Source organism: Bacteroidota bacterium (genome assembly GCA_040388375.1).
GTDB lineage: Bacteria > Bacteroidota > Bacteroidia > UKL13-3 > UKL13-3 > JAAFJM01.
This window is the reverse complement of record JAZKBU010000011.1, coordinates 15,345-38,219: the sequence shown is the minus strand read 5'-3', so window position 1 is coordinate 38,219 and position 22,875 is coordinate 15,345. Positions and strand designations below refer to the sequence as shown.

Genomic DNA, 22,875 nt, shown 5'->3' with positions numbered 1-22,875 from the left:
ATTACGTAATCATTTGTTCTAATTGCTGTTTAAAATTCCTTCCTTCATCACTATTTGTCATTGCAAGTTCAGTAAGGTATTCATAAGGCTTTCTGTTGGTTGGTATTTTTGCTATAAACCCCTTACCGCCTGCCCATATTGCGTTACCGTTCTGTCCTCCCAAATCTATTTTTGCATCAATTATTGCCCTCTTAACCAAATACGCAACCTCTACTTCTCTTGAATCCATGTATTTTTGTACCGTAGCTGGGTCTGTATCTGCTTTAATCATTAATTCTGTTTTTACCCCTTCGTCAGATACAGGCATCCCTAATTCATCAACAAAAGAAATACCTAAAAAACTTGCCAATTTTCTAATTTTATCAGTTGGCATTTCATTTACTTTGGTTATTATACCAATCTTCATTAACTGTTTTGCGTGTCTTTCTTTCTGTTCTTGTGCAGGGTCATACTCATAATAATCATATTTACCACCACGACCCTCTATTTTTTTACCTACATTGTTACTATTTTTTCGCATAAACTCCAAACGCAGTGTATCGGTACTTTGAACCATACAAACTGAATCTGTAAATTTAATATCCATACCCCTCCTTGCCCTGTCGTATCTTGATTTATCTTTTAGGATATATTCTAAATCAGAATCCCAAATACTTCTTGCACCATTTAATAGCCATATCCTTTCTGGATTCCCATCATTTTTAGGATTAGGTATATTGTCACAACAATTATCCAAATAAACCCTACCTCGTCTTTTTTTAATTAATTTAAAAAGTACATTATATACCTTTTTTTCTTTTTCTTCTGGTAATATATCTGTAGGTATTACCAAACTTTCAAAGTTGTGCTTTTGATTAGCAGCTTTTGCTTCTTCATCAGCCATTTGCGTGTGTTTCAATGACGTTGCCATTTTTATGATTTTTTTGATTACCTTTTAACACCTTTTTTAGTGTCCGAAATATTCGGATGGTCTTATAAGAAGCAGGGGCGAAATTACCCCTGCTATTAAATTAAATATTATGCGCTTACGATAAGGAATTGATTCGCTCCTGCGGTTCTTATCCCCCTATAGCAGGCCATTGCAATATTATCAGCCAATGTACCGTCAGTTGGGTTCATAGAACCACCACCATAAGGCCAAACCCTGATTGCATTACCAGTTGTACCACCTTTTTGAGGTTGCATAGCCATCATGGTAATGTTTTTCAATGGAGTATAATTCTTAGCATCCATAACTGTTCCTAATGGAGAAATAACACCAAAGTCACGGAAGAAATCAACATTAGGAGTAAGCCCTGTTGTAACCTCTGTGTTCCACGGAGAGTACTTCTTAGCTTTCAGTAAATAACCGTCAATAAGAATTTCTTGGAATCCATAAGCTACTGATGCCTCTTGTGATTTTTCACCTGTACCATAAACAAATGCGCCTGCTGGATATTCTTTAAATATGCCGTCAGAAAAGTCTTGTCTTTGGAAAATATCCATCAACCACATATTTTCTTTAGCACATCCGTTCACATCCATGATACGGGTAATTTGGTGCAGCTTGGCAATATCCAAAGTTCCCGGCGTATAATTTACTGTTTCGCCATTTGCTAAAACAGTTGGAATAAACCCTTGACTACCTACTGGTGGAGTATTCAATAACCCAGTATTGGTAACAGTATCACCACGCATTAATTTGCTTTCAATGCTATTCAGGAATCTACGGTCTGTTTTAACCAATGCTTTGTATGTGAACATACTTGTTCCTGCCTGATTAACTCCAGCAGGAGTGCTACCAGAAATACCTTCATCATACCAAACATCTGACATTTCAGCAAAGTCAGTGGCTTTATAGTTTTCCCTGATAACGGTAATATTGTTTTCCATCCTTTGGTCAAGATGCGTTTGAGAATCCCTTTCTCCTGACGCTTCACCAGCATCCGTAATACCTCCAAAAATCAGTATTTCACCTGCAAGCAAGTGAGTTGAATTTGCTGATACAAAAGCATCTGCAACTTGTTTAGGACGTATTGTACACTGGTCAACTGCTGGTACTGTTAAAATCTCTCCTTCAATATTTGAAGATGCTATATACACAGTTTCGCCTATCCGTAATGGACTATAAACACCTGAACTATACAGTTGGCTTGCTGGTATATTAACCGTAACTGTTGCTCCTGCTGATGGGCTTGAAACTTGAGTAAGGTTAGTGACAGCTATTTGGTTTTTACCCCTTGATTCGTACCAAAAGAAATTTTGGTTTTTAACGAGTTCCATTCCCCCAAAAGTTGCTAACCATTGAAAGAAATAATCGTATGCTTCCGGGCCGTATCTTTCTACATATTTTTTCCAGTAAACTGGGGTCAACAGTTGTAGCCCTGTAATGACGCTATAATTTGTACCTCCTGATATGCTTATCACACCCGGTTGCAATATATTGGAGGTCGGTATTCCTTGATCTGCCATTTTTTAAGATTTAAATTGTTAAGTAATACTTAGTACTACGCAAAAAACATATCTGCTAACTTCTCTGACGGTGTTTGTGTTCCGTTTGGTTGGAAAGTTCTGTTTTGATTTCCTTCCATTACGTTAGGATTTCTCTTTTCACGTAAGAATGCCTCTATCCTTTTATTTGCAGCATCAACAGCTAATTTTTCGTCAGAGTTTTTACCCATGAATATTCTTGACAAGTCTTCTGTCATTTGTTGAATATTCATTGTTTTTCCATCTTCCATTAGCCATCTATCTACAAACAAGGCATTAGCATCAAACCCTGATTCTGCAAATTCATTTAACTTGGTCGAAACAAGTGTTTTTTCATCTGGCGAAGGGGTATATCCTACAGTGTAATCAACATCTTTGTCTTTTACCTGTGCTGTGAACCCACCAAAACCATCTATTGTTTGTTTTGCAGATTGTTTAAAGGAATCTTTACTTTTATTAAAAGCCTCCTGTTCTTCAGGCGTTGGCTCTTGTTTAGCTTGTACTCCTTTATTTATTTCTGGTAATACTAATTCTGCTTTTGCTTTTTCCAAATCAGGTTTTAACTGTTTCGCCTCAATGCTAATATCTAAATTCACTTCTTCTACCTGACTTTGCCACTTGCTTAATCTTTCTTGATATACTTTTTCTTCATCTGATTCAAGAATAGTGCTATCTGATTTCACATCCTCAAGTGTGGGCTTTTCAGGCATTTGGAATTTCCTATTAAAAAGTCTATTTATTTCAAAATCTGTTAATTCACTACCACTTGCCTTACTCTTTAACTGCATCCCGAATTTTACTATATCTGCCGCATTTTCTTTAGTTACTTCTGAACTTACAAGTGCTTCAATCTTTTCCTGTGTAGCAAGAAATTTCAATACTTCTTTTTTCTTATCGCCACCTTCCCTTAATAGTTCATAAATATGCTTGCTTTGGTCATCATCAAACTTAATTTCTTCTACTTTTGGTGGATTAGCTTTTAGCGTTTTTAGCTCCTCTCTTTCAGCTTTTAAAACTGTATAGTCTTCAATATCAAATTCTTTTTTAAGCCATTCAACCGGAACGGCTATTTCTTGATGTTGGTCATTATTCTGCTCCTGCGATTGTTGCTGCTGATTATCCTGTTGTTGATTTTGTTCTTGTGAATTTTGCTGTTGCTGCTGCCCTTCTTCGCCCCACATTGCATTTTGTAGGTTCTGTGTAATTGTATCTACTTTTTGTTCTTGATTTGTTATTGTTTCTTCTGACATAAAAATATTTTAACTGATTTTTGAATTAAATAATAAAAGTTTATAAACATTTGTACCTGCTGCCGGTGGAACACCTTGTATCCTTAAAAACTGTGCATTTACATCATACCGGTAATTGCCTGCTGCTGAAATTGAATTAGTTACTGCATGAGTAGCCAAATTAGTTACTTCTACAGGAGTAAAGTTTATAGCTAATGTCGCATTCCCTTGTGTTACTCCTTGAACTGCCCCACCGTCATTACTGCCATAAACGTTAATTACTCCTGAAAATGGGGGTATTACATTTATATCAGTTCTATCCCACCCTGACAGGTCAAGTGTTATTTTATAAACCGAATTAAATTCGTTTGCAAAATCTCCAAGTGGTCGTGATAATCCCATGACTTTATGTTTTTATGCAGCTATTTGTTCTTGCTGCTGTGGTTGAATTTGTTCTTGTTCATTATCTGGTAACTGTTCACCTTGTTCGTCTGGCTTCTGTTGTGCTTCTTTCATCTGTTGCATAATAGTTGCTTTTTGTTCTTCATTTTGAGAAATCATTGGCAACATTATATTTTCTACCCACGCATTAAAAGCCGGTTTCATTTCAGGTGGAACTTGTCCTCCATCTTTATAAAAAGAAGTAAACATTACCGATAAAGCATTTTTAGTAGAAGTATCTCCTTCCATTTTTACTTTAGCTAAATCTCCGTCTATCTTTACTGTTTCTGTTTCTTGCTTGGCTTTTTCTGCTGCTTGTGCTGATGCAATTTGAATTTGTCCGGTTGCTTGTGTATTTTCAGCAGTTGTTTTTTGCTTCCACAAAATCATTTTCTTTATACAGCTATTGTAATATGTCCACCCTAATTTAACATCCTGCTTAACCATTTCCATTGCTTGCAACTGATTTAAAAACAATGCTAATTCAGGGGTACTATTTATTGCATTTTGAATAATCATATCAAATTGTGATACTTGTTGGTCTGTAGGTAAGAACTTAATATCAGTATTAAATATTTGCCAAGTAGTGTATTCCCCTTTTATTATATTCCTATATGCTTTACTTCCGTACACTATAGAATCCTTTAGCAAACAAGAAACTTTCCTTGCTGTCATTTTCATACATTCGGCATAAGCCCGATACATATAATCAGTTGCATATTCCTGCATTGATAAAGAAGATTCTACATTACCTGCCGTTACTCTTGGCTGAACTGCTGAACTTATCAGATTCGGGTCTTCCCCTAATTCATCCCTCAATGTTTTATACCAAAACTCATAAGTCCTTATAAATGCTTCGATGTGTTGTGCAAACCCTGTGTTGGCTATTTCTTCTATTGGCGGTGGAACTCTGTTCCCTTCTGCATCTATTCCCTTGTAATACAATTTACCTGTCTGTAAAAACAACCTTGCATGGTCAACTGATTTATTCCCTTCATTACCTAATCCATAATCAATATTCTGCAATGCAGTTTCATCAAATACCCATCCCGGAGGTATAGCTAATGATACATCTTGTTGAACTTTTAGTAATGCCAATATCATCCCGTCTACTGCTGCCTGTATCTTTTGAGGAACTGCTAAGTTTCTCATTAAGTAGTTCTGATACATATAAAAAGAGTATGAATATTCTGCATTACCAATTTCTTTTGGGTCTTGTGGACGAATCATATTTTCCTTCAACTTCCACCTTAGTAAAATATCATTATCAGGTAGATAAACTGATTCATAAATATTTATGTTACTGTCATCAATAACTTTTTGATTTGGCGAAGGGGCTGATTTTGGTTCACCTTTTTTATTAACCGGCATCCCTTTTTGAACATATGTTCTATCTGATATGGTGGAATTAGTCACGGTATATGGTTCGCTGTCAACTGTTCTTAATTCAAATTTTAATGACCTTACATTCCATTCATCATACGGACGTAAGTAAACGCTGTTCCATAAATTATTCCAAACTAAATTGGTATTGAATGACCACTCTTTTGCGGTTTGTGCTATTTTAAAAAGTTGTTCTTCCGTAAGTGCCAATGGATCATTTGGATGAAATTCTTTACCGAAATCCCGTCTTAATTCACTTATCTTCATAGACGGTGCTTCACCCAACCAACTTGCATCCCTGAAATCAGGATACTCACTCCACCCATAAATAGCATCTTCCGGTTTAACCCATTTTGAATGAATAACCCCTTGTTCATCCATCCATGTGTATGTACCTACAAAGCCAACTTCTGCACTGTCATGTAAAAGTTTCTCCTTAACTACATCATACATCCCATTGGATTGCAATACATCATTGCATCCTAACTCATTTTCTATTTCCTCTGGAAGTCTTTGGAATTGGGCTTTCCATAGTTTTAGTTCATCTTTGTCAGCCGGTAAATCATCTTTTGGAACAAACGCAACACCTGTTGCATCTTGCAATTTTTGTAATTGGTCTAAGTTTTCAATTATAAATTCCAGTTGTGCATACTGTTCTTCTTTATTCTTTTGAGAACGGTCATCTGTTGCTGTAACTTCAATTTTTTCTCCCCGTTGCATCCACCTACCAACTAATCCTGAAATTATACGATTAACTATTTGCAGGGTTTGCCAATCCAATCGAATGAAATTCTGTTTCGCATTAAACTGAAACCTGTCTTGAAACATAGTTCTTACGTCCATTATACCATTGGCATAATTTCTGTTTATAACATATTGGGCATTACGATTATAAAAATAACCACCTAATGAAGTTGTAGTATAGCCCCAAATTTTTTTTGAAATTTTCAAACCAAAATCAGGAGATTCTTTTTGTTTTGTAGATAGTTCTGCTAATTGAAAGGACTTCAATGGGTCTTCACCAGTATTAATATTTTTGGGTTCTTCTGCCATTGTTTAAAAACAAAAAGCCATTAAGTATTTCTACCTAATGGCTTTCGTGAAGCACTTATTTTTATAAATTTAACTACTGGCGTTCTTGACGCTCTTTGTAGGTTTTGTTTCTTGAATATTCTTTGTTCCGCATTTTGGACAAATTAAAGACAATATTCCATCTATAATTTTGGCTTCCCCTATTTTCTTCCCACAATTGTTACAAGTAATTGAATTTAAAGCGGTATTGTCCATATATATTCCCAACAAATATAATTAATTATTCAACAATCCAAATTTATTTTTTATTAATTCATAACCAACTGCCCATTACCATCAAATACTGGTATTAATGGAATAGTTTTAGGTGGTGGAATTATTGGTCTTTCCATAAGTACAGAAATCAAAATAAGAAAAGATACAATTATATCAAATTTTGTTCTGTCATAGGGGTCGAAAATTAAAGCGTTATCCAATATTTCAACCCAATCAATTTTATCGCAATGATTTTCAAAAAATGAGATGCCGTAATCTAATTGTTTAGTAAGGCTGAATGGAGTTATTGGAGTGCCTTTGTGCTGCTCTTGTGTTTCACGTTTCGTAGGGTCAATTAGGCTTTTAGGATATTTACCAAGATAACCAAGCCTACCCCTGTCTTTAAAATAACCCCAATAGTCATCGGCAGTATGTTCATACCAAATTGGATAACCAAACCATATACCAGCCAACATGACCTGATAATGCAAAATATCCTTTTCTGCCGGTCTGCCATAAAGCATCCCTATTGGTTTGCCTGTGTTTTCAGGGTCAAGTAAGTCAGAACGCCTACCAATCAGCGCACATGCCTTTGAACCGTATTTTCGCCCTCCCTGTGAGTTTGAGTAGCTATCTACAGATATTGCCCCATCTTCGCTTCTTCCGGGGGATTTTTGACCGTTTCCATTAAGTACCCATTTATTATCCGTAATCTTCCCATCAAGCCCCCACGTTATTTCCCAATAAAAGTTTTTTTCATTTGGTGTTATATCTCTCCATTTTACTTTTTGGGTTTCTTCATCAAGAGTATAGAGTATTTTTCTTTTATATACTTGATTTTCTTCTAATTCTCTTTTACGTTGATTAATGTTATAAGAATTGAATGTGCAGCCTATATTTGCAGCTTCAAACATTTCTTGTACAGTAGTTGGGTTCTGCCTAATTTCTTCTTCCAACAAATCGCCAGTTAATCCAACACGCCTACTTGCTATATAAACCTTTGCGCCTAACTTTATATCTTCCTCTGAAATTTCACTTATTGTTTCTCCTGTGTACTGGTCTTTCACAACCCATTTTTTAACTAAGAAGTCATAAGTTTCTTCGTCAGGCGCATCCATAACGCTCATGCCGTACTTATCAATAAAACCCTCGTAGTTGTCGTAAGATGGCGTGAAATACGTTACTCCCCTTAATGGTGTTTTTTTGCCTCCGGATATAAATTGGTCGCACCCATCCCAAACCTTTTTGTATTCAGCACCTCCACCTTTTGTCATTTCATTTACGGTGGATGGACACTCCATGAACCCTACCCTTTTTGCACCTTTTATCAGTGTCTTTGATACCTTAGAAATAAACTTGGAGAACTTAATATCAATAGGCCACTTACCGCCCTCATCACCAAGCACCCGGCTCATACGCCCCCGATCATAAGCATTTTCTTTTGGGGTACGATAGTTTATCTTTGATTTATTACCTTTCTTACCTGAATTTTCTCCTTTCTCTGCTTTCCCTGCAAAAATAAATTCAGTAACGCTATCTGCTCTATTTAACTGTCTTGGTTTTAAAAACGGCGGCAACTGTTGATAGCCAAAAGAAACCATTTCCAAGAATGTTTCCCTACTATCTTTTTCTTCTTTACTAACAAGCCCACAGTTACTGCTTTTGTAAAATATACACTCGTACATTAAATTAGAGCAAGCCTGTGAACTTGCGCCTTCCCGGCGTTTCTTTCCACGAACTATAAAAATACACCACAGAATAGCCTCCCAATAATTAAGGAATAGGAAATACCTCCTATCTGCATCTCTATAATCAGGGTAAATATCGTCCTCCAGTTTCCACCATTGTAGGTAAAAATAATTCTTACCTGTTATGTATGTAACTATTCCGTTATTATAGAATGAAAATCCTTTTCTGCATCGTTCTACTTCAATGGCTGAATAGGCAGCTTGTTCCGGTGTTAATAAGGCAACACCATCTTTGTCATATTCTACTTCATCAAAAAAATCAGGCAATTCTTTTCTTCGCCAATATTGTTCTTTTGGGTTATCAGTCCCCCAATCCTCAATTTCTTTTGGTGTATTATCAATACGAATTAAACTGCCAAATATATCAATCGCAAGACTCATGGGCGGGATTGGGCTATATTATCAACAAATGCTTTGTTCTTTTTATCTTCATCCTCATTACCAGTTAATTTAAGTTCCGACTTTAGGCTATTCAATTCAGAAATCATTTTGGGCATTTTAACAACAATATCCAACGTCCTATCATAAACCTTGTCTTCTTTGGAATTTGAACCTATCTCCTTGTCCAAATCAAACTTATCTAACCGTTTTGCTTGAAGACTAAGAATGCGCCTTAAAGAGTAAAATGCACTTACCTCAATACTCCCGCTCATTTCAGAAAGTTGTTTTTTAAGTTCCTCATTCTCTTTTTTTAATTCCTCTAATTCAGCCATAATATTATTTTATTTTTTCAATTTGTATTTGATGCTTGCCTTTTCTGCTTCAATAATTTCCTGCGCAGTTGGTCTTCTTCTTGTAACTATCCCATCTATTGTTTTATATACCCAATAACCTCCTAATTCTTTCATTAATTTAAGGTTTTACAATCAGACACCGTTAACCCAATAAGCAACGTTCCACTGGAAACACCGTCCGTTAAGTAATGTGAAATAGCTTGTACCTCTTCCCTGTCAAAATCTTCATCATCACTATGTCTTATTCTTATTACTTGCGCTTCTTTCCCATCAGTACCTTGATAAATAATAGTATAATCCGATGCTTCTACCGTATGGCATACTAATCCTTTAAATTTCCCGGTAGTAATATATAACACATTTTTTATTTGCATAGGTTTTATCCCTGCAATATTTCCTTCGTATGGCTTAAACACTCTTAACCCAAATTCAAAGTTACTCATTGGCTGCAATTTACCTTCGCTATTTCTCCATGCAAAGCAATCATATTCTGGTAATGAAAAATACTGTATATCTGGTGACTTGGATTTATAGCTGAATATCTTATTTGAATCGTGAAGTGCATTATGACCTATTAATATTTCACTACCTGTTGGTATGTTGTCTGCTGAAATAACAATGGCATTTACGGGTTGAGTTTCCCTTCTATTGAAGTTGTTGAACTGCCTTTCTAATCTTATTTTAGTACCATCTGAAAAGGAATGTTCGTTTTTTGATTGCAGGTTTGCTTTCACTATTATCCTTCCAAATGTATGTTTTAAAGTACATTCTTCCTCAAATACTTCTTTGGCTTTTTGTTCCCTTGCACTCCAAATGGTTTCAGATAGCCCCGTCTTATTGGATTCTATTTGCTGTATTTCATCCTTAGATAAGGACTTCTTTTCTGGATTTAATAAAAAATATTTTACCGCCATAATTTAACTATAAATATAAAAAATATTTGTTGAATTGAAAAAAATACTAATTTTAGTCGGTCAATCATTCATTCAATCATTATTAAAAACACTTTATTATGGCAATCACAGCTCACGTAACAACCCGAATTTATGGTCAAATATTCGGGACTCCACCATTTCAAAATGCAGCAGGACAAGCTGCCGTTACCGAATTTAAACAGTTTCCTATTGCTCCTTTAGCAAGTGTTGCTGTCACCCCCGGAGTAAATTTATGGCCTTTGCAAAATGGACTTCAGGTAGGTAATGGCTATTATGTTTACACTATTTTAGAATTTCCCCCAAGTGGATTGAATGTAAACAGTGTAAAACTTGCAACTGACCAATCGGTAACAACTTTGGTATCAGCAGCCACTTAAAATTTTCTTTGTTTTTTAATTGGTTAAGCCCTGTTAACGCAGGGCTTTTTTTATGCTGTTTTATTATACATCATTCTGAAATAGTACTCCAAACCTACTTGATGAAAAAATCCATAATTATCTTCTCCATAAAAAGGTAGGCAATTCTGAGCATATTGACATACCTCTAATACTCTTGGGACTCCTAATGCTGTTGCTAAATTCCACTGGAATGATTGGTTTGATAATAAAAATCTACACCCTCTTAAAGCATGAGCTAATTCAAGAAAGTTTTTAATCTCTAATCTTGGGATAGTTAACTGCCACTGGTTACAGAATTTAAAGTACTCTGTTTCTGTACCTGCGAATATCAAATCTGGAGCATAATTTTTCAAGAAAAAATAATCCATTAGTCCATTTCTATATCTTTCGGTAAAATTTACTACTATCTTCCCTTTTGTGACTTCTTCTATTTGGATTTTTTCTTGCGGTAAGTGTACCCACGGCTTACTAATATCATAATGCAAATCAGGGAAAGCAAATGTCAACCATGAAGCCAAACTGCCGTGAGGCATATTAACGAATGTCTTCCCCCTTATTACATCAAAGTCTAAATGAACTGATTGTCCATTGTATATTTCCATGCTTTGTATATACTCTTGTGAATCTAAAAGAGGTTTTACCATATCAAAAAGTGGACGGTTTAGAGTTACCATGATTCCAGATTCGTCAACAGTGCCATGCACAGCACCAGTATAATAAGCGGCAGGCATATTCAACCGCTGAAGGAATAGTATCTTCCTTCCTGTTACTTCAAAGTATTTTTTACATTGTGGTAATGCCCCTATAATATCTCCCAAATTACAAGTATGTTTAATGGAAGTGAATGTGGTATCTATTGGGATTGTAGTAGCAATGTCAGATGATATAATGTTAGTTACTTCTTCTTTCTTTATAAGAATGCTATCTAAATCCATATCATCTGGGGCATTGGCAAGTAACTCCCTTAATTCTTTAATATTCATTTGGTTTTCTTTTTATGAACTTGTTTCAATTCCTGATATATTTGTTCAACTGATTTTTTAACTACTCCTTGTGGTTGCATTTGATAAAATAAAGCAGCCATATCTTTTAATTTTTTAACTCTATTTGCGTTCATCGTTTATTCTGTTGAATGTAATATTGTTTTTTACTTTTATATCCTTTGGTTGCCATTCCCAAATTTGACCATTTGATTGTATTACCGTAAATATTTTTGATGTTTCAGTACCAAACTCAGTGACTAACCATATAAATCCAACACCTTCAGGTGTCACTACTTCAACTCTATTCTGTAATTCCAATATGGACATACTTTCTTTTTTGCTTCACAATATTATACTTTTTAATCCTTGTGTTAAGCATACTGCTTGTTATTTCCAAAGACCTTGCAGCAGCTAATTTACTTCTATGCTTATTTAAAGCCTTTACCATAAGATTACATATACCATCATGTAAGTTTAATTCACTCATTATTATTTACTATTGATTCAAGTATTATTGGTATCATACAAGGGCCAAGATGTGAACTGTCATTAAAATAATGTGGGTATTCGTGTTCAAATCTATGCCACTCTTTTTCTATTCCTGTTCTGAATATTGGTACAAATGGCAGCTTATTCTGTTGGCAATATTTCTCCATTTTAACATTGAAATAATATTTAGCCTGAAATATATCTGTGTACTTATTTTGATGGTTTAGATCATCGGGACATAGATAACTACCCAATATTGTTACCTTATATTTTTCTTTTAATAACCTCACACAGTTAACTGTATAACGTTCAATAATTTTATCTACCTCTTGCTGAATAGTAGTGTTATTTTCTTTTGCCTTTACCGGAACATAATGACGGCAATCTATTTCTCCAAATGATAATAACACTTGTGAACCATTGGGTATTATCCTTATTGACTCATTAAGGTAAACATCATGTCCTTTTGTTCCTACTGCATAGGCACTTTTACTGTCAATAACATCTTCAATATCTGTTGACCTTTTAAAGATATATGGAGCTACTTCCGGTAATACTCTTACATGACTATCTCCTATTACGTATATTGGTAACTGTACTCCTTTTGGAATATCAAAGTTTATTACTTCGCCTCTATTAAATAGCCATGTGTCTTTCATATATGAACCTGATTTGGGTAATGAATACCACCCTTAGATAATACCCAATTTTTTACTTCATCATAACTTTGTTCATTCAACCTCCTAAGTATCCATTTTTCATAATTATCCCAACAGAATATTAAGTGTTTTTCATAATCCAGTGGAGGATAAAAAACTCCCCTACCTGTTGTATATTTTGAAATCAATCCAAGAATATGTTCAAGCCAAGGATTTTTTATTGAAGCCGGATACTTATAATATAAGTAATCGGAAGATGCTAAACATTTTTTTATTTCGGTAAAATCAAGTGTTTCTCTTTTGCACATAAACCAACGTGTGCTACACCACCAATAATCATAATTGTCATTAGTGTCTGGATTGGGTGTAAATGGCGTAGGGTAGCTTAAATAATCGTATGTTTCGAGATAATTAAGTAATTCCTGAACATTCTCTTTTGATGAAGTAAACATTGAGCAATCTGAATCAACATGGCAAATATATTTACCTCTTGCTAATTGTAAAGCAGCCAAATAATTTGCATCATTAAACTTATCTTCATCAGTATGGTTTCTTACACATACTACATCACAGGTTTTATAAAGATACTCTAATGTAGTTATCGGAATGTCTAAGTGCTTATCAATAAATACTATGGTTTCAAAATCAAATCCTTCAAAGAATTTTTGCTTATTAAAAACCCCGAAATCTAAAAAGTCATTATTAACAACACCTGTTAAATTAACCCCTCCAAATTGGTCACGCTCTAAACGAGAATCAAGATTTATTACTAAACTTATAAACGGGTTGTCTGTTCTCATGTAAATTATTTTCTTTTTATTTTTTTATTGTTGTAACTTGGGAAAACTCTTATAGCTTCCTCCACGCTCCACCCATTATTTATTCGAGACCACAATATACCACGCCCAAAACCTAATTTTCTTTCAGCTTGCCGGTATGATAGTTTTTCGCCTTCTATATAAACATACTTGTTTCTACTGGTATTATTAGATTGGGTTTCGCTGGTAGCCCATCTGCAATTAAAATCCCATTTATTGCGTTTACACTCTTTACAATGTCCACACGAATAATGTTTATCACTATAAATTCTATCTATTGAATGTAGCGGAGTTGGCTTATTACCCATATCATTCTTGAAATTTATATACCCATCCTTACCCAACCAACCTTTGCATATTTTTATACCAGCTCCACCATATAAATAATAATTTTCAGATTTTGGGTACAAGCATCTCTTTTTTACACCTTCCCACGTTTTATATTCTACGGTATAACTTTGTCCGTGCGTGGTTAACTTCTCAACTCCCATTTCCCTTTGTAGGCATCCACACGATTTACAATCTCCGTTCCAAACACGAAAAACGCATTTAGTAACTATGTTCCCACAATCGCATTTACACTTTATATAAGGAACCCCATGTTTTCTATGCTTACTTGGCAAAGAACCAGCATACTCAATAACAACTAATCTACCATATTTATTCCCTATCATTTTTTTATAAAAATCAGGAAACGGCGTTTGTATTAAATCTATTTTCATAAAAACAAAATCCCGCAAACAAGTGGCTTATCAATCATAGCCTTTCGGTAGGACTGCACTTGCTTACGGGATTTTGAAGTTAATATTTTCATTGACTATAATTGATAAGCTATCCCAAATATATATAATTTTTAGATTATTGCAAATTAATTTATTCCGTTTTGAAATAATACCTGTAAAATATAAGATGCACGAAATTGTGGGTTATAATACTTTTCTATATTTTTTATACCTAAGGTATATATATTATGCAATCGTTCTTTATTGGACAATATTTTTTGTATAAAATCAATTTCGTGTGATAATGGTATTTCGCTAACCTTTAAGCAACTAAAACCATGTGTAAAATCTCTTAAAACGAACTGGTTATTGCGCTGTTTTAATAGCACACCTGTATAGATTAGTTGATATATCCTTTCACAATTGTAGCCGCCCCCATCACAAGCGGCGAACAACTTACTTTGTCTTGCTCTGTTTACCCATTCATCATGCGGTAATTTACCTCCTTCATTTGACCAATACCAATCCAATTTTAATCCTGTATCTTTTAATCCTTCATAAACACTTCTTCTTGCAGGACTTTCATTTCCGGCAAAGAAAATATCATAAGGACGGTTAAATAATTCATCTGCTGTTACTGGTTCAAATATATGGTCTTCATACATTGTTAGCTCATACGAATAAACCCATTTTGGATAATCTTTTGTTTTATCCTTTTTACGCATGAAGTAAACTACTTTACAATAAGCGATAGTTCGCCAAAAGAAATCACACCAAGCTGTTCCTTTATATTTCATAGCATCAAATCCAAACCATTCTTCTGTACCATCCTTACATCCGCCATAGTCAAAAGCATCAAAATAAACTATTGGGATTTTTCTTTCTACAATTTCATTTAATACACTTTGGTTATACTCTCCTAATCCTGAAAACAAATCCATAAAGCATACCGTAGAATCATATACACCACTTGTAAATGTATGTCCTTGTTCCTCAAACGTCTTTATGAAAGTTGGAAACAGTTCTTTTGTTGATTTATTAATTGGACTTAATAAGTAGATATTCATTTATCTTATTCTTTTAAAAATTATGACACCCCCGCCTTCATCCACTTCAAATGGAGCATATTCATAGTAAGCTAATTCTAACCCATAAAAATCCAATACATTATATTCCCCTATCCATCCTATCCTTTCCAATGCACGAAGAACGCTAATACTCATATCCAAATCATCTTCACTACCCATTCTTTGATAACTTACATCTTGGGCATGTGGTGCTGCATCATGGAAACAAATAAATCCACCAACTTTTAATTTAGGATAGTAACACAAAGCATCTGCCATCACATAAGGTTTAGAATGATTCCCGTCAATCATTATGAAGTGTTGGCTTTCATCTGGTAATTGATTGTACACTTCTATAGAACTTCCAAATATTAATTTTGCATCTTCAGGGAAAAATACTAATTCTTCTTTATCCTTAAAGTTATCAATCCCTATTTGAATGTACTTTTTGTTTTTTGATTTAAAATATTCTCTTGCACCTGAAGTAGTCCTGCCATTATAAAGACCGCACTCACAGTAACGAATAGGCGCATCAGGAAACTTTTCAAATATTTCATCAAAACATTTCTCCATTGTTTTTTTATCTACAGGAGATATAAGACCGTATATTATTTCACTCATTATTTGGGCGATTTTATGTTTATTTCTCTTGAAGTTTTTTCAATCAATTTATCAAATTCATCACATTGCATATCAATCCAATAAATGCCTCCATTAATATTAACTGATGTACACCCTTTCTCATCTTCGCCTTTACCATAAGAACGTGGATAGTATGAAGTAATGTGGTAAGGATTAATCCTTACTTCGACTATCATAAATTCAGCCTTCGTGCCTAAATTTTCGTTTTCTTCTGTTTTTAAAAGTACAAGTGGCAATTTTAAAAATGGTGGCATTTCTATTTTTGATGTTTCAATTTCTTCTGCCATTTTAAATTAAGTTTAAGTGTTTTAGTATTGGTTCTCTCGTTCCATCAGATTTTGATGATCCGTTCCAATGTAGGATTAATGGAAAAAATTTAGTCTCATTGTTTCTTATTTCCGGTCTTATTTGATTCCATTCTTTATCTAACCTGACCGATAGTGATATATCATCCATAGTTACACCTTGCATATTCTGTGCTATCTCACAGTTATAATCTAATTTCATTGTAACTGGTTGTCTTAAAAACAAATCCATGTAATATGCTTGGTCATTAAAATGATAATTAGTTCCTGTTTGTGGGTTATAGTAATCACGGGGCAAATTAGGTGCATCCATAACTTCTAAGACTTCCATTATTGCATCTGTTTCTCCAATTATAACCCCTGAATTAAGGTATTTAAAACTACTTGTTGATGGTAATTTATCATATTCTTTTTTGAAGTTAGCAGGGAAGCAATTCTTCTCAGCTCCTATTACTATTGGACAATTAAATGATTTATATTTCTCAATTATTTCTTCCAATGAGCTTGCGAGTATAACGTCCCACGCATCTATAAAACAGATTATTTTTTCTTTTATTTTACCATCTTTAATTGCATTGTAAAGTATGCGTGGCTTGTCGCTCAATCCGGTAAACTCTCCATTTTCTTGCCCTAATACCAATATCTCATTATCTCCTGCTGTTTGAAAAAGGTAATCGTATGCGTAATAAAACTCCGGTGGATGATAAGATGATATGGTTACTATTTGCGCTGACAAACTATCTTAGTTTTAAATGCTTTAGTATTGGTTGCATAGTATTTCCACTTTTACTACCACCGTTCCAATGAATAATTGATGGGAATGTTTTTGTTTCTTTATTCCTAACTTCTGTTCCTATTGGTTGTGATTCTTCATTTAATTTAAAGGATAATAACACCTCATCCATATCTACATCTTGCATACACCAACAAATATCCTGCATATAATCTAAACCTATTTTTATTGGTTGTCTTAAAAAACTTTTCTGATATTCGAGCTGCTCATTTATATGGACGGTATGGTCAACATCCCAATAATCTTGCTGTATGTTTTCTGCATCCATATCTCCTAAGTACTTTAATATCATTTCTGTTTCTCCTACAATAACGCCACAATTAAGATATTTGTATGTTGTTGGTGTACCTAAATTATCAAATTCATTTTTCAAATCTTCAGGGAACGAGTTTCTTTCAGCACTTATGGTCACATCGTTGCCGAAATCCAAATGCTTTTGGATTATTATTTCAGGACTATCAACAAACACCAAATCCCAACTGTCACAGAAAATGGTATATTTTTTATTAACTCTCCCTTCTTTTATAGCCCTATACAACAAGCGTGGTCTATCGGATAACCCTTTCATTCCCCAATCCCCTAAATTAATTATTTCTTCACCTTCCAATGATTTATAAAATTCATCGTATGTAAAATAATCGGCTTCCGGTTTCTTGGTGGATACTATTACTATTTGGTAATTCTTATCCATAAATGATATGTTGTTTTAAATCTTCAAAAATGGTAATCCTGTCCTGCATATTTTTACCTGGCAAATGACAGATAAAATTACCCGGCATCCAGTGACCTTCGTTCTCTTTGCATATATAAACTTCATCACCCGGTTTATAGTGCATCTTTCCAAAGTCCGGGGCATAATATGGTGAATAAGGAATTGAATTAAAGCATGGGTGTTTTACTACTTTTGTTTTTTCTATATTTCTATTTGCTTCAAATATTTCCTGTTCATCACCAAACATATCTTTTTGTGCATTTATCCAATCAAATAGCCGTTTTGTTGGGTCACTTGATTTTACTATAAAAACTCCAAAATTAATATTTGTAAAATCGGTAGTAATATACAATTCATTTTCTTCATCCAAAAAATCTTCTACTTTAATATTAAAATTAGTCAGCAAACAGTCTGCCTCAATTCCCATTACCACATCAAATTCATCCAATAACTTTCTTGTGTCTTTTGTTTTTACAAAATGGTATCTTTCATTATCTTCAATAACATTTATATTAAGATGGTATCCATGTTTATCACAATACTGCCTCATTACTTCTACAGTAATATCAGCTAATGGTTGATAGTTTTTTGTATAAAAAGTGGTAAGTGCTATTTTAGGCATTAATTAAAGGGGTTAAATAGTTTTTTATGTAATTATCAATTCTATACCAATCTGCTATTTTTTTGCTCTCTAAGTAAATATCATAAAGTCTTGGATTCCGTAATGCCTCATCAACAGTTTCCATAACTTTCCATTCGTTCTTTAACCCTGTTATATCATTATTTGTTGAAAATTTTATACAGTTTTGGTTATGGATAAACGGGTAGGAATAAGCAAGTTCATCTTCTGGTAAAACACAAATGCTATCATTGCTGCTCTCACCTGTTGAACGGAAGCATTTTTTCCCACATCCCCATAAACTTATGGATAATTTACTTACGGCGTTTATTGCCATTATTATTGGCATTTCAACTCTTGAATAAAATGGCATGTGAAAGGATACAAGTTTCTTCGATTCTCTTTCGTGGTGCATGAAATCATTATACTGAAAAATATTATCACAAACAGAATAACCATTAAGTGCTGCGTGTTTCCATATTTGACTTTGGAGCATTAGCCTTGCTTCGTGGCTACGTCCCCAATAATTGAACGCCGAAATAGGTCTATTATCAAACTGCTCTTTGAGTTGTAATGGATAATCGGGTTGCCAATTTGGGTATTCAACAGGAACTAATTTATCTGTCTGGTCTTTGGATTGCAACTCTCTTTTTAGATATAATTTTGGTTGGTTAATTGCTAAAAACTCATGCAATTTGTTCCATCCTTCACCCTGCATAAAATCAAATTCATCTGTATTTTCTCCGACAACCAATGTATTAGGATAAGATTTGTCCCACCCTTCTTCAATAAAGTCGCACACAACAAACTCTTTACCACCTAAACTTAAAACTTCTTCATTTAATGAAAACTCGTCCTGTCGTGATAATAACAAAATAGGAATATCTGTATTAACCATATTCAACATATTAATGGCTGGTACATCTGTTCTATTCAGGTTGGGTAATACTATACTCATTTATTTGTTTTTAGTAAATTATCTAATTTTTCTATAGTGTAAACATGATTGGGGGAAACTTCAACATCTATTAATTCCCATTTATCAGTATCATCAACTTCACTTTGTTCTATGTTTGCAGGTTCACCAAATATTACATAATAGTTCTTGATAAAATTTCCAGTCTGGTGTTCAAATAACCCATACGTTGCCGCAACCTTACCATCACTCTTTCTTCTATATGCTTTCCTTGTCATTGCTTATTTATTGTTTACCTTTAGTTATGGTTATCCGTTCAAGTTGTTTAATTTTTTCCTGTATTTCAGAATATTCAAATAAAGGATTGTTCTGTATTGGGTTAGGATTGGTGTACACTGTCTTTAGTCTTTCACGGTATCGGTTAATCAAATCCGTTATATTGTTTGGTTCTGTCATTTTATTTTTTCTAAAATGTCTTTTGCTCCCATTACTCCATAATTAAATACGCTTTGCATTAATATTTCAATTACCATATTTTCCATTTCTTCATCTGTTTGGTTTTCTGGTATTCTACTTTCACGGAATATACATACCCCATCTACCCATATTTCACAAAACCATGCAACGTAAGATTTTGGCGTAGTGCTACCTATTTGAATTTGAGGTAAATAATAACATGAATCTTTGTATTGACTTACAAACTTTACCTCATGACTTTCTTTTAAAGACAATATTCTTTGTAAATTATCACACCATTTAATTATGTTTTCTTTCATTTCAATAAACAATAAATCCCCGATAAAAGAAGGCTATCAAATCCGCTACGTATAGTGAAGTTGCATCTTGAATCGGGGAAAGAGTTTGTAATATTTTTTATCATAACGTAATTTGATAGCTTTGTTAAAGGTAGTTAGTGTGTTTCATAATTCAAAAATTATTTTTTTTCATGCTGATTTCTTAATCGGAAATGAAAGGTAAATTGGGTTAATAGTTTGGAGATAATTGTTAAGTGCCTTTCTTGCTTCTTCTATTTTGACATGATCTTTTTTGGCTCTTAAATGGGTTTCTATAACATTTTTACATGCTTTGGGAGAAGCCATATACATTCCTGAAAACCTTTCCCCATCTTTGGCAATGTAAAAGTAATCAGTTTCTCCCCCTTGTCTAATGTAATGAACTATATCAAAGCCGTTATAAGTATCTACATTTTTAAAATAATCAGCCATAATATTATAAATTTTACTTATTTTGCCCAAATCCTAAAAAAGCAGCCTTATGGCAGAATACCATTACCATCACCTAAATCCTGCCCTAAAGTGCCGTTTATGTTATTTTGGTTACATTTTTCGCCTACTTGTGCATCTGCCAATCTTTGCCTACGTCTTTGCTTTGCTTCGGAAATAATTCCAAACGTTTCAGCCAATTTCGGTATTTCTTCCCTTAACCTATCTACAAACTCCACAATATCCATAGGTCTTTTATCTACTTTTTTCATAGAGAATCGGCAAACAGATTTAAACTTCCTCCATGACCAAACTACTTTCAATCGGTCAACCATTACCCAACAACCTTCTGCCCGTCTTTTCAGGTATTCCGTTTCGGCTTCTTCAACAGTATTAAATTCCAAAACTTCAACGCTATTTTCCATTGTCTAATTTTTTATCATTTGTCCAGGCTATTTGCCCATTATTAACAACAGATACCGTTTCTCCTTTGTAAATTGATTCGGAAAGGATGCTACATGCGTTCATAATGATTAAATCTACTTCATGGGGAGTATTGCAGGTTTGACCATATACCCGATAACCACCCACTAACTTTTCCACAAGCGTTCCTGAATAATTATAAATAGGAATTACGCCCCAATTTACAGTTTCAAGTTCATGTTGTTCTTTGCTCATTGTTTTATTTTTTTCAGGTAACAAATGTCAATATTGTTATTATTGCAAAACATTCTTTTCTGTGTAAGAATATCGTTAATTTCAAAAGATTTTATTGTAAATGGTTTTGACCCTTTATGTTCAATCAAATTCCACTCAACTATATCTCCTACAGTAAATACTTCTCCATCACTAAGCCTGCGTACTGAATGTATTGTGAGTAATGTTCGTGAAGCAGCCATTATTTCTTTGTACCCTGCATTGTAAATTCCATAAGTACCATCTTCGTTTTTATTAAGTACTGTTTTATAATCGGTATTATGGAAAGAAATTATTTCCCATTCCTGTTCCTTACCTACCTGTTTGTCAAAAAATCCTGTTGGTACTTCTCCGTACTTGGCTACTTTATCAAATGGATTTTCGGGTGGATATTTTGTAATTACATTTACATATTCGGTATAGGTATTATAATTTCCATACTTACCAGTAGTCCAAGCATTGTTCCTTATAGCATCTACTTCTTCTTTTGTAAATCTTCTTTTGCCGAAACTTAGTGGCTGCATTTTACCCGTTTGTCCATATTCATCATTAAATAAAGTGTCAACTCTTTTACCATCGAACTTATCTTCTACTACTGTATCTGTTTTTCTTTGGAAATCAAGATATATTGCCTGACCTGCACCACTACCAATATCATCAGTTGATTTACATGGAAGTATTTGTAAATGTTTTTTATATGGAGAAATAGTTATTTTACCCGCTACAGGAGTTAAACCCCAATTAAATCTGAAAAATAAATCATTATCCCATTTTACTTCACGCAATGAATTTGTAAAAATTGTAAGTGGGTCTTGGTTATCCTGCACTACTGTATCTTCATTGAGGGCTGATTCGATTATTGAACTTAATTTACTAAGTGGAAGTATGTCGGATATTTTACCGCCGTGAGTTGTAAAAACTTTAATCATTGCATTATCCGTATCCCTATTCAATAACTTTTCAGTTCTTTCTTCAACCAATGCACATTGTATTCTTTCCTTAACTGTAGGTAGTGGTGCAAGTTCTTCAAACCATTCAGGATTATTTTCTACATGGTCAGGATGCAATGTATAGTTACCGCAGGTATAGGCACAATCTGGTTCGCTACAATGTTGAATAAAAATACTCCCTTCGTTTATATGAAATTGTGGCGAAGAAATTGTTTTAAGCAATTTAAACATACGTGGTTGTTGTGTGTTCATTGTGTTTTTTATTTTTGATTGGAGAATAAATCTATCTGCTCTAATCTTTTTGTTATTATTGTTTCCTTTTCAATTTTTACATTTTCTTTTTTATTTACTACCATAGATGCAAAGTCAAGTAGTGTTGTATCAGTAGGGTTGAATTTTTCGGGAACGGGGATTACGGTATTTTCATTTCTAATCGCATACTTGTTGGCTTTACGTCCTGTGCTTGTCAACCCTGTTTTTAATGTGTTGTAAATTTTACCTGCATCCACAAGTTCCTTAAGCCTACGCATAACAGCATGATAATCCATCTTTGCTTGTTCAGCTATTTGCTCTCCTATACATTCTCCAAGTACTTCAATAGCTGAAACTATTTTTGCATGATGTTGCTCTCTTAGTTCTTTTGTCATTTCACGATTA

The 22,875-nt window shown here is 34.0% G+C and carries 31 protein-coding genes; 1 reads left to right on the top strand and 30 read right to left on the bottom strand.

The features are described from left to right. Position 1: 1 nt before the first annotated feature. The 9 genes from V4538_15225 to V4538_15185 all read right to left on the bottom strand — a co-directional run bounded on the left by V4538_15225 (position 2) and on the right by V4538_15185 (position 10,205). Positions 2 to 883: a hypothetical protein gene (locus V4538_15225; GenBank protein ID MES2382397.1), complete on the bottom strand. Its 882-nt coding sequence runs from the start codon at positions 881 to 883 to the stop codon at positions 2 to 4. 134 nt (positions 884 to 1,017) lie between these two features. Next, a complete protein-coding gene (locus tag V4538_15220; protein ID MES2382396.1) occupies positions 1,018 to 2,451 on the bottom strand; it encodes a hypothetical protein in 1,434 nt (477 codons plus the stop codon). Positions 2,452 to 2,486: 35 nt separating this feature from the next. Continuing rightward, the gene (locus tag V4538_15215) at positions 2,487 to 3,719 is read right to left on the bottom strand and encodes a hypothetical protein (protein MES2382395.1); all 1,233 of its coding nucleotides are present in this window, start codon (positions 3,717 to 3,719) and stop codon (positions 2,487 to 2,489) included. A 9-nt stretch (positions 3,720 to 3,728) separates the two neighbouring features. Further along, positions 3,729 to 4,100, bottom strand: coding sequence for a hypothetical protein (locus V4538_15210; GenBank protein ID MES2382394.1), 372 nt, complete (start codon positions 4,098 to 4,100; stop codon positions 3,729 to 3,731). A gap of 12 nt (positions 4,101 to 4,112) precedes the next feature. Further along, positions 4,113 to 6,575, bottom strand: coding sequence for a hypothetical protein (locus tag V4538_15205; GenBank protein ID MES2382393.1), 2,463 nt, complete (start codon positions 6,573 to 6,575; stop codon positions 4,113 to 4,115). A 287-nt stretch (positions 6,576 to 6,862) separates the two neighbouring features. Beyond that, a complete protein-coding gene (locus tag V4538_15200) occupies positions 6,863 to 8,938 on the bottom strand; it encodes a hypothetical protein (protein MES2382392.1) in 2,076 nt (691 codons plus the stop codon). After that, a complete protein-coding gene (locus V4538_15195) occupies positions 8,935 to 9,270 on the bottom strand; it encodes a hypothetical protein (protein MES2382391.1) in 336 nt (111 codons plus the stop codon). The genes V4538_15200 and V4538_15195 overlap by 4 nt, the downstream gene beginning before the upstream one ends. A 9-nt stretch (positions 9,271 to 9,279) precedes the next feature. Next, a complete protein-coding gene (locus V4538_15190) occupies positions 9,280 to 9,405 on the bottom strand; it encodes a hypothetical protein (GenBank protein MES2382390.1) in 126 nt (41 codons plus the stop codon). Then, positions 9,405 to 10,205, bottom strand: coding sequence for a hypothetical protein (locus tag V4538_15185; protein MES2382389.1), 801 nt, complete (start codon positions 10,203 to 10,205; stop codon positions 9,405 to 9,407). Before V4538_15185 ends, V4538_15190 begins: the two co-directional genes overlap by 1 nt. 98 nt (positions 10,206 to 10,303) lie before the next feature. On the opposite strand from V4538_15185, the gene V4538_15180 reads away from it, so the two are divergent. Continuing rightward, a complete protein-coding gene (locus V4538_15180; GenBank protein MES2382388.1) occupies positions 10,304 to 10,603 on the top strand; it encodes a hypothetical protein in 300 nt (99 codons plus the stop codon). A 50-nt stretch (positions 10,604 to 10,653) separates the two neighbouring features. On the opposite strand, the gene V4538_15175 is transcribed toward V4538_15180, so the two are convergent. The 21 genes from V4538_15175 to V4538_15075 all read right to left on the bottom strand — a co-directional run bounded on the left by V4538_15175 (position 10,654) and on the right by V4538_15075 (position 22,865). After that, entirely contained in the window at positions 10,654 to 11,607 is a 954-nt protein-coding gene (locus V4538_15175) for a hypothetical protein (GenBank protein ID MES2382387.1), read from the bottom strand. Continuing rightward, entirely contained in the window at positions 11,604 to 11,741 is a 138-nt protein-coding gene (locus V4538_15170) for a hypothetical protein (GenBank protein MES2382386.1), read from the bottom strand. The genes V4538_15175 and V4538_15170 overlap by 4 nt, the downstream gene beginning before the upstream one ends. Then, a complete protein-coding gene (locus V4538_15165) occupies positions 11,728 to 11,934 on the bottom strand; it encodes a hypothetical protein (protein ID MES2382385.1) in 207 nt (68 codons plus the stop codon). The genes V4538_15170 and V4538_15165 overlap by 14 nt, the downstream gene beginning before the upstream one ends. A gap of 152 nt (positions 11,935 to 12,086) precedes the next feature. Next, entirely contained in the window at positions 12,087 to 12,755 is a 669-nt protein-coding gene (locus V4538_15160; protein ID MES2382384.1) for a hypothetical protein, read from the bottom strand. Continuing rightward, complete coding sequence (locus V4538_15155; protein ID MES2382383.1) at positions 12,752 to 13,555, bottom strand: hypothetical protein; 804 nt, start codon at positions 13,553 to 13,555, stop codon at positions 12,752 to 12,754. Before V4538_15155 ends, V4538_15160 begins: the two co-directional genes overlap by 4 nt. Positions 13,556 to 13,560: 5 nt before the next feature. Next, positions 13,561 to 14,295 (bottom strand): hypothetical protein, encoded by a 735-nt coding sequence (locus V4538_15150; protein ID MES2382382.1) that lies wholly within the window; start codon positions 14,293 to 14,295, stop codon positions 13,561 to 13,563. Between the two features lie 146 nt (positions 14,296 to 14,441). Further along, the gene (locus V4538_15145; GenBank protein MES2382381.1) at positions 14,442 to 15,362 is read right to left on the bottom strand and encodes a hypothetical protein; all 921 of its coding nucleotides are present in this window, start codon (positions 15,360 to 15,362) and stop codon (positions 14,442 to 14,444) included. Continuing rightward, positions 15,363 to 15,983, bottom strand: coding sequence for a class I SAM-dependent methyltransferase (locus V4538_15140; protein ID MES2382380.1), 621 nt, complete (start codon positions 15,981 to 15,983; stop codon positions 15,363 to 15,365). Continuing rightward, a complete protein-coding gene (locus V4538_15135) occupies positions 15,983 to 16,291 on the bottom strand; it encodes a hypothetical protein (GenBank protein MES2382379.1) in 309 nt (102 codons plus the stop codon). Before V4538_15135 ends, V4538_15140 begins: the two co-directional genes overlap by 1 nt. A 1-nt stretch (position 16,292) precedes the next feature. Next, complete coding sequence (locus tag V4538_15130) at positions 16,293 to 17,045, bottom strand: glycosyltransferase domain-containing protein (GenBank protein ID MES2382378.1); 753 nt, start codon at positions 17,043 to 17,045, stop codon at positions 16,293 to 16,295. Between the two features lies 1 nt (position 17,046). Then, on the bottom strand, positions 17,047 to 17,793 hold the full coding sequence (locus tag V4538_15125; protein ID MES2382377.1) for a glycosyltransferase domain-containing protein: 747 nt from the start codon (positions 17,791 to 17,793) through the stop codon (positions 17,047 to 17,049). Continuing rightward, a complete protein-coding gene (locus V4538_15120) occupies positions 17,786 to 18,436 on the bottom strand; it encodes a hypothetical protein (GenBank protein ID MES2382376.1) in 651 nt (216 codons plus the stop codon). Before V4538_15120 ends, V4538_15125 begins: the two co-directional genes overlap by 8 nt. After that, complete coding sequence (locus V4538_15115) at positions 18,429 to 19,391, bottom strand: hypothetical protein (GenBank protein MES2382375.1); 963 nt, start codon at positions 19,389 to 19,391, stop codon at positions 18,429 to 18,431. The genes V4538_15120 and V4538_15115 overlap by 8 nt, the downstream gene beginning before the upstream one ends. Next, on the bottom strand, positions 19,388 to 19,627 hold the full coding sequence (locus V4538_15110) for a hypothetical protein (protein MES2382374.1): 240 nt from the start codon (positions 19,625 to 19,627) through the stop codon (positions 19,388 to 19,390). The genes V4538_15115 and V4538_15110 overlap by 4 nt, the downstream gene beginning before the upstream one ends. Before the next feature lie 7 nt (positions 19,628 to 19,634). Beyond that, positions 19,635 to 19,805, bottom strand: coding sequence for a hypothetical protein (locus V4538_15105; GenBank protein ID MES2382373.1), 171 nt, complete (start codon positions 19,803 to 19,805; stop codon positions 19,635 to 19,637). Then, a complete protein-coding gene (locus tag V4538_15100) occupies positions 19,802 to 20,125 on the bottom strand; it encodes a hypothetical protein (GenBank protein ID MES2382372.1) in 324 nt (107 codons plus the stop codon). The genes V4538_15105 and V4538_15100 overlap by 4 nt, the downstream gene beginning before the upstream one ends. Positions 20,126 to 20,293: 168 nt before the next feature. After that, on the bottom strand, positions 20,294 to 20,575 hold the full coding sequence (locus V4538_15095) for a hypothetical protein (protein MES2382371.1): 282 nt from the start codon (positions 20,573 to 20,575) through the stop codon (positions 20,294 to 20,296). Positions 20,576 to 20,622: 47 nt separating this feature from the next. After that, a complete protein-coding gene (locus V4538_15090; GenBank protein MES2382370.1) occupies positions 20,623 to 20,997 on the bottom strand; it encodes a hypothetical protein in 375 nt (124 codons plus the stop codon). Beyond that, the gene (locus V4538_15085) at positions 20,987 to 21,250 is read right to left on the bottom strand and encodes a hypothetical protein (protein ID MES2382369.1); all 264 of its coding nucleotides are present in this window, start codon (positions 21,248 to 21,250) and stop codon (positions 20,987 to 20,989) included. Before V4538_15085 ends, V4538_15090 begins: the two co-directional genes overlap by 11 nt. After that, a complete protein-coding gene (locus V4538_15080) occupies positions 21,247 to 22,470 on the bottom strand; it encodes a hypothetical protein (protein MES2382368.1) in 1,224 nt (407 codons plus the stop codon). The genes V4538_15085 and V4538_15080 overlap by 4 nt, the downstream gene beginning before the upstream one ends. An 8-nt stretch (positions 22,471 to 22,478) precedes the next feature. Then, on the bottom strand, positions 22,479 to 22,865 hold the full coding sequence (locus V4538_15075) for a hypothetical protein (GenBank protein MES2382367.1): 387 nt from the start codon (positions 22,863 to 22,865) through the stop codon (positions 22,479 to 22,481). Positions 22,866 to 22,875 lie beyond the last annotated feature (10 nt).

Excerpts from the sequence above, each read along its gene's own strand:
- V4538_15225 (MES2382397.1), bottom strand. The coding sequence starts at position 883 with ATGGCTGATGAAGAAGCAAAAGCTGCTAATCAAAAGCACAACTTTGAA.
- V4538_15220 (MES2382396.1), bottom strand. The coding sequence starts at position 2,451 with ATGGCAGATCAAGGAATACCGACCTCCAATATATTGCAACCGGGTGTG.
- V4538_15215 (MES2382395.1), bottom strand. The coding sequence starts at position 3,719 with ATGTCAGAAGAAACAATAACAAATCAAGAACAAAAAGTAGATACAATT.
- V4538_15210 (MES2382394.1), bottom strand. The coding sequence starts at position 4,100 with ATGGGATTATCACGACCACTTGGAGATTTTGCAAACGAATTTAATTCG.
- V4538_15205 (MES2382393.1), bottom strand. The coding sequence starts at position 6,575 with ATGGCAGAAGAACCCAAAAATATTAATACTGGTGAAGACCCATTGAAG.
- V4538_15200 (MES2382392.1), bottom strand. The coding sequence starts at position 8,938 with ATGAGTCTTGCGATTGATATATTTGGCAGTTTAATTCGTATTGATAAT.
- V4538_15195 (MES2382391.1), bottom strand. The coding sequence starts at position 9,270 with ATGGCTGAATTAGAGGAATTAAAAAAAGAGAATGAGGAACTTAAAAAA.
- V4538_15190 (MES2382390.1), bottom strand. The coding sequence starts at position 9,405 with ATGAAAGAATTAGGAGGTTATTGGGTATATAAAACAATAGATGGGATA.
- V4538_15185 (MES2382389.1), bottom strand. The coding sequence starts at position 10,205 with ATGGCGGTAAAATATTTTTTATTAAATCCAGAAAAGAAGTCCTTATCT.
- V4538_15180 (MES2382388.1), top strand. The coding sequence starts at position 10,304 with ATGGCAATCACAGCTCACGTAACAACCCGAATTTATGGTCAAATATTC.
- V4538_15175 (MES2382387.1), bottom strand. The coding sequence starts at position 11,607 with ATGAATATTAAAGAATTAAGGGAGTTACTTGCCAATGCCCCAGATGAT.
- V4538_15170 (MES2382386.1), bottom strand. The coding sequence starts at position 11,741 with ATGAACGCAAATAGAGTTAAAAAATTAAAAGATATGGCTGCTTTATTT.
- V4538_15165 (MES2382385.1), bottom strand. The coding sequence starts at position 11,934 with ATGTCCATATTGGAATTACAGAATAGAGTTGAAGTAGTGACACCTGAA.
- V4538_15160 (MES2382384.1), bottom strand. The coding sequence starts at position 12,755 with ATGAAAGACACATGGCTATTTAATAGAGGCGAAGTAATAAACTTTGAT.
- V4538_15155 (MES2382383.1), bottom strand. The coding sequence starts at position 13,555 with ATGAGAACAGACAACCCGTTTATAAGTTTAGTAATAAATCTTGATTCT.
- V4538_15150 (MES2382382.1), bottom strand. The coding sequence starts at position 14,295 with ATGAAAATAGATTTAATACAAACGCCGTTTCCTGATTTTTATAAAAAA.
- V4538_15145 (MES2382381.1), bottom strand. The coding sequence starts at position 15,362 with ATGAATATCTACTTATTAAGTCCAATTAATAAATCAACAAAAGAACTG.
- V4538_15140 (MES2382380.1), bottom strand. The coding sequence starts at position 15,983 with ATGAGTGAAATAATATACGGTCTTATATCTCCTGTAGATAAAAAAACA.
- V4538_15135 (MES2382379.1), bottom strand. The coding sequence starts at position 16,291 with ATGGCAGAAGAAATTGAAACATCAAAAATAGAAATGCCACCATTTTTA.
- V4538_15125 (MES2382377.1), bottom strand. The coding sequence starts at position 17,793 with ATGGATAAGAATTACCAAATAGTAATAGTATCCACCAAGAAACCGGAA.
- V4538_15120 (MES2382376.1), bottom strand. The coding sequence starts at position 18,436 with ATGCCTAAAATAGCACTTACCACTTTTTATACAAAAAACTATCAACCA.
- V4538_15115 (MES2382375.1), bottom strand. The coding sequence starts at position 19,391 with ATGAGTATAGTATTACCCAACCTGAATAGAACAGATGTACCAGCCATT.
- V4538_15110 (MES2382374.1), bottom strand. The coding sequence starts at position 19,627 with ATGACAAGGAAAGCATATAGAAGAAAGAGTGATGGTAAGGTTGCGGCA.
- V4538_15105 (MES2382373.1), bottom strand. The coding sequence starts at position 19,805 with ATGACAGAACCAAACAATATAACGGATTTGATTAACCGATACCGTGAA.
- V4538_15100 (MES2382372.1), bottom strand. The coding sequence starts at position 20,125 with ATGAAAGAAAACATAATTAAATGGTGTGATAATTTACAAAGAATATTG.
- V4538_15095 (MES2382371.1), bottom strand. The coding sequence starts at position 20,575 with ATGGCTGATTATTTTAAAAATGTAGATACTTATAACGGCTTTGATATA.
- V4538_15090 (MES2382370.1), bottom strand. The coding sequence starts at position 20,997 with ATGGAAAATAGCGTTGAAGTTTTGGAATTTAATACTGTTGAAGAAGCC.
- V4538_15085 (MES2382369.1), bottom strand. The coding sequence starts at position 21,250 with ATGAGCAAAGAACAACATGAACTTGAAACTGTAAATTGGGGCGTAATT.
- V4538_15080 (MES2382368.1), bottom strand. The coding sequence starts at position 22,470 with ATGAACACACAACAACCACGTATGTTTAAATTGCTTAAAACAATTTCT.
- V4538_15075 (MES2382367.1), bottom strand. The coding sequence starts at position 22,865 with ATGACAAAAGAACTAAGAGAGCAACATCATGCAAAAATAGTTTCAGCT.